The organism is Bacteroides sp. 519 (genome assembly GCF_010500955.1).
Classification (GTDB): domain Bacteria; phylum Bacteroidota; class Bacteroidia; order Bacteroidales; family Bacteroidaceae; genus Bacteroides.
Map to the genome: position 1 here is coordinate 1 of NZ_QVMJ01000035.1, position 15,791 is coordinate 15,791.

9 protein-coding genes are annotated in these 15,791 nt (G+C 40.2%); 6 read left to right on the forward strand and 3 right to left on the reverse strand.

Going from position 1 to position 15,791, the window contains the following annotated elements; genetic code table 11:
- Positions 1-996 precede the first annotated feature (996 nt).
- On the reverse strand, positions 997-1,635 hold the full coding sequence (locus D0T85_RS19705) for a peroxiredoxin (protein WP_163215227.1): 639 nt from the start codon (positions 1,633-1,635) through the stop codon (positions 997-999).
- Between the two features lie 297 nt (positions 1,636-1,932).
- Here D0T85_RS19705 and D0T85_RS19710 point away from each other — a divergent pair, with 297 nt between their 5' ends.
- Together D0T85_RS19710 and D0T85_RS19715 are read left to right on the forward strand one after the other, a co-directional pair.
- Positions 1,933-3,714 (forward strand): aminopeptidase P family protein, encoded by a 1,782-nt coding sequence (locus D0T85_RS19710; RefSeq protein WP_163215228.1) that lies wholly within the window; start codon positions 1,933-1,935, stop codon positions 3,712-3,714.
- A complete protein-coding gene (locus D0T85_RS19715; protein ID WP_163215229.1) occupies positions 3,708-4,220 on the forward strand; it encodes a gamma carbonic anhydrase family protein in 513 nt (170 codons plus the stop codon). Before D0T85_RS19710 ends, D0T85_RS19715 begins: the two co-directional genes overlap by 7 nt.
- Positions 4,221-4,308: 88 nt before the next feature.
- Here D0T85_RS19715 and D0T85_RS19720 read toward each other — a convergent pair whose 3' ends face one another.
- Both D0T85_RS19720 and gltX read right to left on the reverse strand, forming a co-directional pair.
- On the reverse strand, positions 4,309-5,538 hold the full coding sequence (locus D0T85_RS19720; RefSeq protein WP_163215230.1) for a 3-deoxy-D-manno-octulosonic acid transferase: 1,230 nt from the start codon (positions 5,536-5,538) through the stop codon (positions 4,309-4,311).
- 9 nt (positions 5,539-5,547) lie between these two features.
- Positions 5,548-7,065, reverse strand: coding sequence for a glutamate--tRNA ligase (gene gltX / locus D0T85_RS19725; protein WP_163215231.1), 1,518 nt, complete (start codon positions 7,063-7,065; stop codon positions 5,548-5,550).
- 171 nt (positions 7,066-7,236) lie between these two features.
- On the opposite strand from gltX, the gene D0T85_RS19730 reads away from it, so the two are divergent.
- The 4 genes from D0T85_RS19730 (at position 7,237) to D0T85_RS19745 (ending at position 15,751) form a co-directional block, all read left to right on the forward strand.
- Positions 7,237-9,291, forward strand: coding sequence for an HD family phosphohydrolase (locus D0T85_RS19730; protein WP_163215232.1), 2,055 nt, complete (start codon positions 7,237-7,239; stop codon positions 9,289-9,291).
- Between the two features lie 104 nt (positions 9,292-9,395).
- The gene (locus D0T85_RS19735; protein WP_163215233.1) at positions 9,396-10,376 is read left to right on the forward strand and encodes a FecR family protein; all 981 of its coding nucleotides are present in this window, start codon (positions 9,396-9,398) and stop codon (positions 10,374-10,376) included.
- A gap of 157 nt (positions 10,377-10,533) precedes the next feature.
- Complete coding sequence (locus D0T85_RS19740; protein ID WP_163215234.1) at positions 10,534-13,938, forward strand: TonB-dependent receptor; 3,405 nt, start codon at positions 10,534-10,536, stop codon at positions 13,936-13,938.
- A 4-nt stretch (positions 13,939-13,942) separates the two neighbouring features.
- Complete coding sequence (locus D0T85_RS19745) at positions 13,943-15,751, forward strand: RagB/SusD family nutrient uptake outer membrane protein (protein ID WP_203558529.1); 1,809 nt, start codon at positions 13,943-13,945, stop codon at positions 15,749-15,751.
- Positions 15,752-15,791 lie beyond the last annotated feature (40 nt).

The following is a 15,791-nucleotide window of genomic DNA, read 5'->3' on the forward strand; positions in this document are numbered from 1 at the left end:
AGTTTAACTTCCAAATTTATTTTAGATTATTTTTAGAAAATTTTTAAAGGCTTCTAAAACTTAAAATAAATGTGAACAATACTTCAATCTTTTTGTTGCGGCTGTACTCTCTTGTAAAGCGGGTGCAAAGGTAGGGACTTTATTCGTAAATCCAAATTTTAAAGAAGAAAAATATGAAAGTTTTTTAGAGATAATGGCTAAGTGGTTGATAATGAAATGTGTTGTAGAACATAAATTTTGTGCAGGTAATAGTGATGAATGGTTGAACCATGCGGAATTGAGGGTGAATTGATTATGTTTTCATTTTAGAGCTATATAGCTTCGAGGGTTGGTGCTATATAGATCAAGAGGTCAATGCTATATAGATCAAGGGGCCGATGCTATATAGATCAAGGCTGCTCTTCTATATAGCTTGAAGGATAATGCGCTGTAGGGATGCCCCTTGTGGGTATCCTGATTGGTTAGGATACCAAGGTTAGGATACCAGCGAACCATTATCAGGATACCCATAGGGGTATCCCTACGATTCGTTACGATTAAGAACCATTATCATCAACAGCAGCAATTTCTTTTTATTCTGCTTTTTCTTATGTTATGTTATGTTATGTTCTATTCTTTTCTATTATATTATATTGTTGCAACGGAATTCAACGACCGTTGGATTTTAACTCTAGGCGTTTGCATAACAAGATAGAACCAACAAGAACAATACACTGCTGACAATCAACAACTTGCAGTATCATCATTTTTAGAACCCTGAGACAAAAGTTTCATCAATTATTTTAAGCGCGAAACAAAAGTACCACCGAGGGTGGTACAAAAGTATCACCACTAAGGCACTTTTGTACCACAAGCGTGATACTTTTGTACCATAGGCGTGATACAAAAACAAAAAACCGGGTGATAAATCATCCCACTAAATGATAAACTGATTGTTAGTTTTGTCATTTGGTGGGATGGTTTATCACCCGGATACTTTCAATTACAAACTCTGTGTTATTCTTCTGGTGTCTCAGGTTCTTCTGGCGTCTCAGGTTCACCTGGCTCTTCAACCGACTCTGATAGAAGTTCGTGAACTATTTTAAGCAGTTCATCAAGCTCGGCAGTTGGATTATCGTCGAACATATACCTTACCTTTCCTGTTCGGTCGGAAATATAAATACGGGGAACAATTGATGCTGCAAACTTATTGTATACTTCAAGACCTTCTTGTGCCGAATAGGGCATTGTATACTTGTTAGCTTCCCAATATCTACTAACAGTAGATTCACCTTGTTCACGACTTACTGCAAAAATCACAATATCATTATTGTTTTTCATTCTGTCGTATAACTGCTCCACAATAAGAAGCTGAGGCCTACATTTAGGAGCCGCCGAAGTAAAGAACAATATGAAAGATATCTTACCATCGAGGTATTCGTTAGTAAGGTGTGTCCCATCAGATAATTCCAAATCCAAAGAAGGAAAATCATCACCAACTTCTATTTCTACGGGTGGTGGAGGGGGTTCAGGAGCAGGGGGAGGGTCGCCAACGCAATCACCTTGCAAGCAGCTAAATAAAGCAAAAGGTACCAGAACGAGTAACCATACACAGCTATTCAACCATGCATACTTTGTGCGTTCAATTTTAAACATAATTAATTTGATAGTTTTCGTTTTAAAACAACATTTATAATTCTCTCTCATTATTTTAATAAGAAAACCGATTCACATCCTGTTTTCAACAACAAAAGTAGTCATTTATTTGAATTAATGAATACAAAATACAAGAAATACCGCTTTTTGTTACTTGTTTAACATTTCAATAGGTATTATTTTGTTCCCTAGCGAAGCAATAACTTCTTTAACTCCTTTTATTTTTAACAGGTATATATATCAGGTAATTCGTAAATTTTATATAGGTTTGCATAGATATAATTCAATTTTACAAATATGAAAGAAACCATTAATAACAGGATAAAATCTCTCCGACAAATATTGTGGCGTGAGGGACTTGGAGCATTTATTATTCCCAGCACCGACCCGCACATGAGTGAATATGTAGCCCCGCACTGGAAGTCGCGCGAATGGATATCCGGATTTACCGGATCGGCAGGAATAATAGTGGTAACATTGGATAATGCCGGATTGTGGACCGACTCTCGTTACTTTATTCAAGCTACAGAGCAGTTGGAAGGCACAGGGATAGACCTGTATAAAGAAATGCTACCCGAAACTCCTGATATTACAACTTTTCTTATTCAAAACCTCCCTGAAGGAAGCATTGTTGGTATTGATGGACAAGTTTTTGCAGCAAGTGAGGTCGAAGAACTTGAAAAGAAACTTGCTAAACAAAAAATACAAGTTAGAACAGATTTAGACCCCATACAAGCAATCTGGACCGATCGTCCACCAATGCCCCAAGCGCCTGCATTTATTTATGAAATGAAGTATGCAGGAAAATCCTGTATGGATAAGGTTAGTGAAATCCGCGAAGCGTTGACAGAGCAGGATTGCGAAAGCACATTTCTTTCGGCATTAGATGAAATTGCCTGGACATTAAACATTCGTGGAAATGATGTGAAGTGTAATCCGGTAGTAGTTAGTTACCTATTGATTACGCAGAATGAAACAGTATTCTTTATAGCTCCCGAAAAGCTTACCCCCGAGGTAGCCCAATATTTAAAGGAGCAACAAGTTACAATCTGGGATTATAGTGAAACCGGAAAATATCTTTCTTCTCTTAATGCCCGGAATATTCTGATCAATCCTGCTAAAACAAACAATTCAATTCTTTCGGCTGTTAATCCTGCATGTACAATTATTCGTGATGCATCGCCTGTTGCTCTGCTCAAAGCTATCCGCAATGAACAGGAAATAAACGGTATACACGAAGCCATGCGAAAAGATGGAGTAGCAATGGTTAAGTTCCTGAAATGGTTGAACGAAGCTGTTACAACCGGCAAAGAAACAGAGTTAAGTATAGATAAAAAGCTCCATGCTTTCCGTGCTGAACAAGATTTGTATGTAGGCGAAAGCTTTGACACCATAGCTGGTTATGGAGCCCATGGCGCTATTGTACACTATTCGGCTACAGATGCTAGTAACGCTACTATATTGCCTAAAGGTTTCCTTTTGCTGGATTCAGGAGCCCAATACCTGGACGGAACAACAGATATAACCCGAACCATTGCCTTGGGCGAACTTACCGATGAAGAGAAAAGGGATTATACGCTAGTACTGAAAGGGCATATCGACTTGGCTATGGCCAAATTCCCAGCCGGAACACGAGGTGCACAATTGGATATTCTTGCCCGCTTGCCTCTATGGCAAAACGGAATGAACTTTTTACATGGTACCGGGCATGGCATAGGCCATTTCCTGAATGTACACGAAGGTCCTCAAAGCATCCGGATGAACGAAAATCCTGTTGTGCTTAGACCTGGGATGCTAACTTCGAATGAGCCGGGAGTATATAAAGCTGGTAGCCATGGAATACGTACGGAAAACCTGATTCTTGTAGTTAATGATAAGGAAGGTATGTATGGCGACTACTATAAATTTGAAACTGTAACCCTTTGCCCTATCTGTACAAAAGGAATTATTAAGGAGATGCTAAGCAAAGAAGAAATAGATTGGCTGAACGATTATCACAAACAGGTTTATGATAAAATCAGTCCGTCATTGAACGAAGAAGAAAAAGAGTGGCTACTTAATGCAACAGAGTTATGTTAATTAAATCAGTTAGAGGCTTTACACCTAAAATAGGAAATAATTGTTATTTGGCAGACAATGCTACCATTATAGGCGATGTTGAAATTGGCGACGATTGCAGCATCTGGTTCTGCACAGTGTTGCGTGGGGATGTAAACTCAATACGCATTGGTAATGGTGTGAATATACAGGATGGAAGTGTATTGCATACGCTCTATCAGAAATCGACCATTGAAATAGGAAACCATGTTTCGGTAGGCCATAATGTTACTATCCATGGTGCACATATTAAAGATTATGCATTGATTGGCATGGGATCTACCTTGTTGGATAATGCTGTAGTTGGCGAAGGTGCTATTGTAGCCGCCGGTTCTTTGGTTTTGAGCAATACGATTATCGAACCGGGAAGTATATGGGGTGGTGTACCTGCTAAGTTTATAAAGAATGTTGATCCGGAACAGGCTAAGGAACTAAATCAGAAGATTGCACACAACTATCTGATGTATTCGGAATGGTATAAGGAGTAGTGAGTAGTGAGTAGTGAGTTATGAGTTATGAGTTGCGATGCCGCATGGTAACTCAAAACTCATTACTCACTACTCATAACTCATTTACTCAAAAGTTTATCATTTGCATTATTTTATCTGTAGCGCCTGCATGGCTAAGTACATAATGGCCTGCATTGGCCCCTGTTTCATGAAGAAAAGTATCATTGTTTCTTAACTTATCAACCAACTCTTCAAACTGGGCATAGTTCTTTATGGAGAAAGCACCTTTTGCATCAATAAGCTGAATAGCCTCCATAAACTTTTGGTATTTAGGCCCGAATATTACGGGGATGCCATATACAGCTGCTTCAAGTGTGTTGTGAATGCCAACACCAAATCCGCCTCCTATATATGCAATATCACCATACCGATAGATAGACGAAAGCAATCCAAAGCAATCAATGATAAGGCAATCTGCCTTTTGAATATTTTCTTCGTCTGTGCGTGAGTAGAATTGATAAGGTCGTTTCAACTTATCCATTATCTCAACCAAGTGAGTCTGATCTATTACATGCGGAGCAATAACCAGTTTCATTTCCGGATGATTATTGAAATACTCAATAAATATCTCTTCATCGGGCCCCCACGAACTTCCTGCAATAAAGGTGAAAGAGTCTCCTTTAAATTTCTCAACCAATGGTAAAGGTTTGGCCTCCTCCCTTATTTGCAATACACGGTCGAAACGGGTATCGCCTACTACCGTTACTTTGTTTACATTAATACGCGACAGGAAACGTTTAGATGCTTCGTTTTGCACAAACAAGTGATCAAAATCTTCAAGTACATGGCGGTAAGTTCCTCCATACCATTTAAAGAAAATCTGATCTTTACGGAATATCGAAGAAACACTGTACACTGGGATACAGCGTTTGTTCAGTTCATCCAGGTAGTTTTTCCAGAACTCGTATTTTATAAAGAACGCCATTGATGGCTTGGCTGCATCAAGAAAGCGGCGCACATTGCGAGGCTTATCAAATGGCAGGTAGCATATAATATCTGCTCCACGATAATTCTTACGTACTTCGTAGCCCGAAGGAGAGAAAAAAGTAAGCAGGATTTTATATTGGGGATATTCTTCCCGAATCTTCTCTATTAATGGGCGTCCTTGCTCAAACTCTCCTAAAGAGGCTGCATGAAACCAAATGTACGCTGCATTTTTTTCTCTCAACTGCCGTATTAAACGATATACCACCCAATGACCTTTCATCATCTTTCGTGGCTTACGACTGAACGGGGCCAAGAGATGAACACCTATGTCGTAGAGAAAAATGCCAATATTATAAAAAAACTCCCCCATTCCGTTATCTTATTTGAGCACTTCTGCCGCTCGTTTTAAGCGGGTTATTGTTTCCTCTTTGCCCAAAATCCAAGTAATATCGAACATGTGTGGGCCTTTTCCTTCTCCAACTACAGCCAATCGAAACGCATTCATGATGTTGCCTGTGTGATATTCTTTTTCGGCTATCCAATCCATAACAACCTTTTCTTGTGTTGTAGGAGAGAAATCATCAATGGTGTTCAGTACTTCGGCTAGTTCAAGCATACACTTGGCCGAATCTTCTTTCCAGCGTTTCTTAGTTGTTTTTTCGTCGTAGCTTTCGGGGGCTACAAAGAAAAACGAAGCGGCATCCCATAGTTCCTGAACAAAATTCACACGTTCTTTGGTTAGCCCCACCACAGTAACAACCTTTTCGGCCGGTGCATCTACACCGTGCGATTTCAGTACTGGTTGGAACATTGCGGCTATATCCTCATTGCTTTTTTGTTGAATGTATTGGTGGTTAAACCAAACACCTTTTTTATAATCGAACTTGGCTCCCGACTTACTGCAACGTGTCAGGTCGAAAAGCTTTATCATTTCTTCAATAGAAAGTATATCCTGGTCGTTTCCGGGATTCCAGCCTAACAGGGCCAGGAAGTTTATTACCGCTTCGGGCAAGTAACCCGTTTCACGATAGCCAGATGATATATTTCCGGTATTCGGATCGGTCCATTGCAAAGGAAAAACAGGGAAACCCAACCGGTCGCCATCGCGCTTGCTTAACTTTCCGTTTCCTTCCGGTTTTAACAGTAGAGGCAAATGGGCAAAAGCAGGCATGGTATCTTCCCAACCAAAAGCACGGTATAGCAATACATGCAAAGGTGCCGAGGGCAACCACTCTTCACCGCGGATAACATGTGTTACCAGCATCAAATGGTCGTCAACAATATTTGCCAAATGGTATGTGGGTAATTCGTCAGCCGATTTATAAAGAACTTTATCGTCCAGAACTGAAGAGTTAATAACTACATCACCACGTATAAGGTCGTTTACATGTACATCTTCGTTGGGTTCAATCTTAATACGCACCACATATTGATGACCGCTTTCTATCAACGCCTTTACCTCGTCGGTCGGCATGCTTAGTGAGTTGCGCATCTGCATACGGGTAGAAGCATCATACTGAAAGTTATTAATTTCGGCACGTTTGGCTTCAAGTTCTTGTGGGGTATCGAAAGCAATATATGCTTTTTCGTTATCCAATAAAACCTGAACATACTTCTTGTATATTTCTCTGCGTTCGGATTGCTTGTATGGACCGTGTTCGCCACCTATTCCAACGCCTTCGTTAAAGTGGATATTCAGCCAGTTTAGTGATTCAATAATGTACTCTTCGGCACCTGGAACAAAGCGTCCGGAATCGGTATCTTCTATACGAAGTATAAAATCGCCCCCGTGTTGGCGGGCAAACAGATAATTATATAACGCAGTACGAACACCTCCTATGTGTAGAGGACCTGTGGGGCTTGGTGCAAACCTTACCCTGACTTTTCTTTCTGACATATTTTTAAGTTTTGAGTAATGAGTTATGAGTTTTGGGTTTACAATGCTGCACAGCAACTCATAACTCATTACTCAAAACTCATAACTTATTCTAATTCGGCGGCAAAATTAAAACATTTTTTCCGATACTATTGTTTTTTTTTGTACTTTTCGCCGAAAAATCAGTGGATAATGAAGATCAAGAAAGATATACCATATAAAGAGATTTTATTGAAGTCTCTCATTTTCATAGCAACAGTTCTACTTATTGTATATTTTATGCCGCGCGACGGCAAGTTTAACTATCAATTTGACATCAACAAGCCATGGAGATACGGGCAGTTAATGGCTACGTTCGATTTCCCTATTTATAAAGAAGATGCTATTGTTAAGAAGGAGCAAGATAGCATACTTGCCCTATTCAGTCCCTACTATGTATTGGATAAAGAGGTAGAAAAGAATGCCATCAATGAATTGCGCGAGGCTTACAACCACAATAACCTGAGAAATATCCTACCCTCTACAAGCTATGTTCGTTATATAGAGAAGTCGTTGAGTGATGTTTACAAATCGGGGATCGTTTCTCTCGAAGATATCGATATACTTCATAGCGACAGTGTAACTGCTATCCGTGTTATTGAAGATAAAGCATCTGCCCCAAGAGTGGTTGATGGCATTTTTACTATCAGGGAAGCCTACGAGTACATTCTGGCGGCCGACTCTGTGAATTACGCAACAGATATACTTCGCCTGGCTGCCATAAATGAATACATTTATCCTAATCTTAAATACGACAAGGAGCGCACAGAAGCTGCACGAAAAGAACTGTTCGATAATTATTCCTGGGCTACAGGCATGGTGCAAAGTGGCCAGAAAATAGTAGACCGTGGCGAAATAATCAATCAGCAAACGTATAATATTCTGGAATCTCTCCGCAAAGAATCGCTAAAAAGAAGCGAATCGCAATTGCAAAAACGGCTTATTCTTACAGGGCAAATTATATCGGTAAGTATAATAATTCTCTGTTTTATGCTGTACATCCAACTATTCCGTAAAGATTACTTCAGCAAGCCGCGGAGTCTTTTCCTGCTTTTAATGTTGATTGTTCTTTTTAGCATAATAACGGCTTTGGCCACAGCCAGAAACTTTACATACATATATGTAATACCTTATGCAATGCTACCCATTGTAATCAGGATTTTCTTGGATTCGCGCACAGCCTTTATTGCACATGCAACCATGATATTGATATGCTCTATAATCCTTGGCTTTCCGTACGAATTTGTATTATTACAGATCCCTACAGGGCTGATTGCGATTTTCACTTTGCGCGAACTATCTCAACGTTCGCAGCTTTTCCGCACCGCTATTCTGGTAACACTAACATACATAGCATTGTTTCTGGCTTACGAATTGATGACCGAAAACGATTTATCGAAATTAAACAGGGTTATGTATATTGAGTTTCTCACCAATGGAATATTATTGTTATTTGCTTACCTGTTTTTGTTTTTATTGGAAAAACTGTTTGGATTTACCTCTAATGTTACATTGGTCGAACTGTCGAATGTTAACAATCCGTTGCTCCGGCGTTTGTCCGAAGTTGCACCCGGAACATTTCAACACTCTATGCAAGTAGCAAACCTGGCTTCGGAGGCAGCCAATCGTATTGGTGCGAAGAGTCAGCTGGTACGTACAGGGGCTTTGTATCATGATATTGGTAAGATGGAAAATCCGGCTTACTTCACCGAGAATCAACAGGGAGCAATCAATCCACATAAAAATTTGCCTTACGAGCAAAGTGCCGAAATCATTATTAACCATGTAAGGGATGGTTTAAAATTGGCAGAAAGAAATAACCTGCCTCAATCAATAAAGGATTTTATTGCTACCCATCACGGACGTAGCAAAACCAAATTTTTCTATATCTCCTGGAAAAATGAGCATCCCGGTGAAGAACCCGATGATGCTTTATTTACCTATCCCGGTCCGAATCCGTTCTCTAAAGAAACCGCTATCCTGATGATGGCCGATGCAATTGAAGCTGCCTCGCGTAGCTTACCGGATTATACCGAAGAATCAATTGGCACATTAATTGAAAAAATCATCGATGGACAGGTTGAGGAAGGGTATTTCAAAGAATGTCCAATTACATTTCAGGATATTGCCATTGTTAAGAAGGTTTTCAAAGAAAAACTAATGACGATTTACCACACCCGTATCAGCTATCCTGAGTTGAAGAAGTGAACAAATACATAGCTGAGTAGAAAAAAAAACAATAAGGACATAAGGGTTAACTAATATTTTAGTGTCTATACTATAAAGACCTTAATATTTTAATGATCTTGCAGATGTCTAATACCAAAAATATACCTTGGGACAATATTCTCTCGGCTTTTAAAGGAAACATTAAACCGGAAAAAGAGCAGGAGTTATCCAATTGGCTCCAATTACCGGCAAACAAAGCTCTCTACAACGAACTGCTTGAATTATGGGAAACGATTCGAGCCGAAGCATCTAGCCACAATGTAGATACTGCCTTTTACGAGCAACAGCTTTGGAACAGAATAAATGCCCGAAAGAAAAAAGCCGATTCCCGGAAAAGATACATGTATATAGGTATTGCTGCTGCAATACTACTTGCCTTCAATGTTATAACCCTATCTGTTATTAACAAAAAATCAGCCGGAACCCCTGTTGCATTTATACAGAAATATGAAAGTATGGAAGGAAAGTCCAGACTTGTTTTGCCCGACAGTACTATTGTATGGCTCAATAAGGATGCACACTTAACATTTTTGTCCGATTATGGGGTTACCCACCGCAATGTATCATTGCAAGGTGAAGGTTATTTCGAAGTGTATCATAATACCGAAAAGCCATTTATTGTACAAACTGATGCCGTTAACGTAAAAGTATATGGCACCAAGTTCAACATGAAAACAAACAATGAAGCTGGCATATCAGTAAGTCTGCTCGAAGGGGCTGTTGAACTTATTGCCGGGAAAGAAAGCATAAAACTATTACCCGGGCAGCAGGGCGTTTACAACACATCGGGCAAATCGTTTATCGTTGAAAACTCCGATCCCCACTTAGAAAGTTTATGGACGAAAGACCAACTTAAATTCAGCCAACAGCCCATTACTCAAATATGCAAGTATCTATCGCAATGGTATAATGTTGACATTGAACTGGAAAACAACATAAAAGAGAAAAATTATTCATGCACATTCACTGTTCGCAATGAGTCGTTGGATGAAATATTATTGTCTTTATCGAATATACATCCTATAAAATACACATTCACAAACAATAAAGTACTCATTTATTAATTAACAAGAAAAATCTATGAAGTAAAACGTAAAAAAAGGCCCCATAAGTGCTAGTTATGGAGCCTGGCAATCTATCACATTTGTATTAAATACCGGGACTAACAACCTCCTCTGATTAATACTGACTGATTACCTGAATAATGTTATATACAAAGATATGCAATTAACCAGATATGGGATTCTAGTTCTATTTGTTTTTTTAAGTAACTTAGAATTATTAACACAGACCCCAACAGGAAGAATCACCATTCGCTTTTCTGATATATCTTTATCGGAGGCAATCAGTAGAATAGAGGAAGTTTCGGCCTATACCTTCTTTTACGATGCAGATAATATAAATATGGAACAAAAAGTTTCTTTATCTGCCGCAAACGAATCTATAGAGAAAGCCTTAACAGGCATGCTGCAAAACACGGAAATACATTTTGCAATTCGCAACAAACAAATAATCCTTGTTCGCAGCAACCGAGATGAATCTTTAGTATTAATCAGAGGAACGGTATTTGATACAACCGGAGAGCCGGTTATTGGTGCTACTGTGATGCACGAAAACAAAAAAGCAGGCACAGTAACTAATATCAACGGACAATTTTCACTTAAAGTACCCAAAGAAAGTTTTATTATAATATCGTATGTTGGTTATATGACTCAAAAACTGAAAGCCGAAAACAACATGATGGTTTACCTCACCGAAAACAGCAACGAGCTGAAAGAAGTGGTGGTTATCGGATATGGTTCATCGTCTAAAACAAACCTTACCGGAGCCGTTGACCAACTTAACCAAAAGATATTCGAAAGCAAATCGGTTACTTCGGTTGCTAAAATACTACAGGGAGCAATGGCTAACGTAAACATATCATCGGTTACCGGAGGCGCTCCCGGAGCTAAAATGAATATCAACATCCGGGGCATAAGCGGATTTGGAATGGCCGACAATACAATGGTAACCTCGGCAGCCGAACCACTTATTGTTATTGATGGTGTGCAAGGAGGCGATTTAAATGTAATCGATCCCGGTGATATTGAAAGTATATCTGTTTTGAAAGATGCAGCATCATCAGCCATTTATGGGTCGAGTGCTCCTTATGGTGTAATTCTTATTACAACCAAGAAAGGCAAACCGGGTAAAAAACCACTGGTTACATACAATGCAAATTTTGGATGGTCAACACCTATCAACCTGCCAAAGATGTTGAGTTCGGTTGAATTTGCACAAATATACAATGAAGCATCGGTCAACTCAAACCTGTTACCATTGTTCAGCCAAGAGGTGATTCAACGAATGCAGGATTACATAGATGGAAAAATAACTACCACCACAATAAAAGACGAAGGACGGGGAGTTTGGGGAGACTTTGAACAAGGAAACGATAACAACGATTGGTTTGATGTTTATTTTAAAAAGCACTCTTTCAATCAAAAGCACTATTTGGGCGTTTCGGGTGGTACAGAACTGTCATCTTACTATCTCAGTGTGGGATATAATGAAAAGAATGGTATATATGCTTATGGAAACGATTCGTATAAGCTATATTCAACCCGGATTAACATTTCAACTAATCCGCACGATAAGTTAACACTTAACTTCCGGGGAACGTTTTCGCGTGGAACAACCAACACCCCCAATCCATATTATTCAAAAACAGGCGAAGGTGGATACCTGCATCAAATAGCACGCAAATGGCCCAACCTGCCATTGTACAACCCCGACGGACATTTAAACGAAGCCAACGATATTTTATTGCAGAAAGAAGGTGGAAGAAATACATCGACTGCCGACAAAGCAAATCTCACTGCCGAGATGGTTTACACACTTGTTCCGGGACTGGAGCTAACAGCCAACTATACGTTTGGAGGTTATTATGTAGATTCGTCCGAAAATAAGTTTGCCGTTCAGGCTTACCGCCCGGATGGTAGAACATACGAAGTAAGCGGCACTGCACCCGACCATATATACCGGGAAAACCGCAAGAATGAACAACACATTACAAACGTATTTGCTACTTACGAATTGACTAATAGCACCCACCGCATGAAGATTCTGGCCGGATATGCCCAAGAGTTGTATAAAGACCATGCTGTAAATGCGTCGAACAACGATTTGTACACACCTGGTTTGCCTTCATTGTCAACCACCTACGGTTCTAACATCGGCATTGGCGAGTCTAAATCAACATTGGCCTCGGTTGGGATATTCGGCCGACTGAACTACAGGTATAAAAACAAATATTTGTTCGAGTTTAACGGTCGCTACGACGGTACTTCCCGCTTCAGAGACAATGTGCGTTATAAGTTTTATCCGGGCGTATCGGTAGCATGGGTCATTTCGGAAGAAAACTTTAGCCGTTCCATATTGCGGGGAACCGATTTTGCTAAAATACGCCTTTCGTATGGTTCATTGGGCGACCAAACTTTCCTATCGAATTCACGCTATCCTTTCTATAGTGTATTGAAAACCACCGGATCGTCTGGAGCAAACTGGATATTTACCGAAGCCAGAAATCCTTATGTGTCGTTCCCAGCACTGATAAACCAGAATTTAACATGGATTACCACCACCACACTTAATGGAGGTTTCGATATTGGTATATTCAAAAACCGTTTGCAAGCATCTGTCGATGTTTTTCGCCGTACATCCGATAATACAGTTGGCCCAGCCGAACAGCTTCCGGGGGTATTGGGTACCCAACCACCTCAAACCAACAATGCATCTTTGGTTACCAACGGCTTTGAACTAACATTAAACTGGCGCGATGCCATAGGTGAGTTTAAATACAACATCCGGGCTGTATTGAGCGATTCGAGAAGCAAGGTCCGTAAATTCCCAAACAAAAACAACTCTATCAATCAATGGTATGCAGGTGCACGGGTAGGCGACATCTGGGGATATGTTACCAACCGGTATTTCTTGTCGGAAGAAGATGCTGCAGCCTCGCCCGACCAATCTATATTCCATACCAAATGGGGAGCAGGCGATATTAAATATGTTGACCTCAATAAAGATAATAAAATAGATTGGGGCGATAATACATTATCAAACCCAGGCGATAAGAAGATTATCGGCAATAACCAACCTCGTTATCAGTATGGGTTAATGACGGATATCAATTACAAAAACCTTGATTTATTTGTTTTCTTTCAAGGAGTAGCAAAACGTGATGCATGGATTAACTCCAATTACTTCTGGGGAATCTGGGAAGGACAATGGCACAGTTCCCTCTTTAGCATACATCGCAACCGGTGGTGCAAAGACAATATAAACGGTTATTTCCCAAAATACTATTTAAACGAAACACAGAATAGTAAAAACCAACAGATACAAACAAAATACCTGCAAGATGCTTCGTACCTGCGATTAAAGAATATACAACTGGGATATACGTTTTCCGAATCAGTAACCAGGCTATTAAATATTAACAAGTTAAGGGTATATGTTGATATGGAGAACATTATAACTTTCACCAAAATGGTTAGTACGGTCGATCCGGAATTTGCTGGTACCAATGGGAAGATATATCCGTTACAGTCTAATTTTTCAGTTGGGTTTAATTTAATTTTTTAGCACTATGGTTCATTGCTTCAAATATATCATTTACTTGTTTACAGCGATGTTTTTCTCATCATGCCTCAACAGTTTTCTGGAAAGAAAGCCGGAAGATGTTTTGGGAGAAGATGAATACTGGAACACTGTTGATGACATGAAGCTATACATCAACAGTTTGTATAACCGCACCGATCTGTTACCCATATACGATAGCTTTGATGGTATTGGCCCCTTTACCCTCGACCGGTCGGCTGGAAGTGATACGCAAATATCCACCAACTACAACACACGCATGAATGGAGAAGGCACCATACCGCAAGAAGGTGGTGGTTGGGGCTATAACGACTGGGAAGCTTTGCGAGCCATCAACTATTTCTTTGATAAATACGAAGAGGTTACCGAAAACGACCCCGGAAAGTATAAATATGTGGGCGAAGCACTCTTCTTCCGTGCATTGTTTTACTTCGAAAAGCTTAAAAGGTTTGGAGATGTACCGTTTTACTCAAACGCTTTACAGGTAGATTCAAACCATCTTTTATATCGAAAACGCGACCGCCGCAATGTAGTTGCAGAGTATATGCTAAACGACCTGGATCAGGCCATTGGTTACCTACCCTCTATTGCACGAGGCTACACCGGAAGAATTAATAAGGAAACCGCCATGTTGTTGCAAGCCCGTATAGCACTTTACGAAGGTACTTGGGAAAAATACCACGCACAAACCGTATTTGGTGTAGAACACGCCAACGGAAGTACGTTTTTGCAAAAAGCTGCACACGTAACCGATCAACTGATAGAATCTGGTATATGCGACCTCGACAATCAGTTAAAAGAGTATGGATATTGGCAACTATTCAATGCCGAATCGCATTTGGAAAGCAAGGAAATTTTGCTCTGGCGAAAATACGATGCCACTCAGGGAGTGTTTCATCATTGGGGCAGATATAGTTGCAATGGTGCCGGAGCCGGTATCAGTAAAACAATGATCGACTCTTATTTGTGCATGGATGGTAAGCCCATTGCAGTTAGTGCTTTGTATAAAGGCGACGAAACACTTGTAAATGTAGTTGCCAATAGAGACCCACGCCTTGAACAAAGCATTTATGTAAACGATGGCAAACACTTCAGGTTTACAGGCAGCAACACAAACTACTTCAAGGTTCCTACATTTAATACCGGACCAAACGAAAAATGTGTAACCGGCTATCAGCTTTACAAAGGTCACAATCCGGATAACTATCAATACGAAACAGCCCGTTCAATCACTGCTTTAATTTATTTCCGGTATGCCGAAGCACTTCTTATCAATGCCGAAGCAAAAGCCGAGCTGGGCATTATTACTCAAACCGATATTGATAACACCATAAACAAACTGCGGCAAAGGGCTGGCTTTACTGCCGAAGGAATGCTAACACTGGCAAATATTACGCCCGACCCTAACTGGGAGTTTCCGCACCTGAGCCCCATTATTAACGAAATACGCCGTGAAAGAAAAATAGAGTTACTAGCCGAGGGATTCCGGGTCGACGATATTTTCAGATGGGCAGCTGCCAACGAATTAATAGTAGGCAAACGTCCGTTGGGGGCCAAAAGAGCACAATGGGAAGGATTAGAGAATGAAGAAGATTTCAAAGAAATTATACTTCCGCTTCTGGGTGAGGTTTCGCAAATAAGCATCAACCAGGAAGGGTATATCGACCCTTATGCAGGCCTCAGTGCCATTGCCAATGGCTACCGGTTCAATACCGAAAGAGATTACCTGCTGCCATTGCCCGCTACCGAGCTGGCATTGAACAATCAACTGGAACAAAACCCCGGTTGGAATAAATAGAGGACTAACAACCAAATATATGATTAGTACTAACTTTTAA

Coding starts and splice junctions, on each gene's coding strand:
- D0T85_RS19720 (WP_163215230.1), bottom strand. CDS start 5,538: ATGGGGGAGTTTTTTTATAATATTGGCATTTTTCTCTACGACATAGGT.
- D0T85_RS19705 (WP_163215227.1), bottom strand. CDS start 1,635: ATGTTTAAAATTGAACGCACAAAGTATGCATGGTTGAATAGCTGTGTA.
- D0T85_RS19740 (WP_163215234.1), top strand. CDS start 10,534: ATGCAATTAACCAGATATGGGATTCTAGTTCTATTTGTTTTTTTAAGT.
- D0T85_RS19715 (WP_163215229.1), top strand. CDS start 3,708: ATGTTAATTAAATCAGTTAGAGGCTTTACACCTAAAATAGGAAATAAT.
- D0T85_RS19745 (WP_203558529.1), top strand. CDS start 13,943: ATGGTTCATTGCTTCAAATATATCATTTACTTGTTTACAGCGATGTTT.
- D0T85_RS19710 (WP_163215228.1), top strand. CDS start 1,933: ATGAAAGAAACCATTAATAACAGGATAAAATCTCTCCGACAAATATTG.
- gltX (WP_163215231.1), bottom strand. CDS start 7,065: ATGTCAGAAAGAAAAGTCAGGGTAAGGTTTGCACCAAGCCCCACAGGT.
- D0T85_RS19735 (WP_163215233.1), top strand. CDS start 9,396: ATGTCTAATACCAAAAATATACCTTGGGACAATATTCTCTCGGCTTTT.
- D0T85_RS19730 (WP_163215232.1), top strand. CDS start 7,237: ATGAAGATCAAGAAAGATATACCATATAAAGAGATTTTATTGAAGTCT.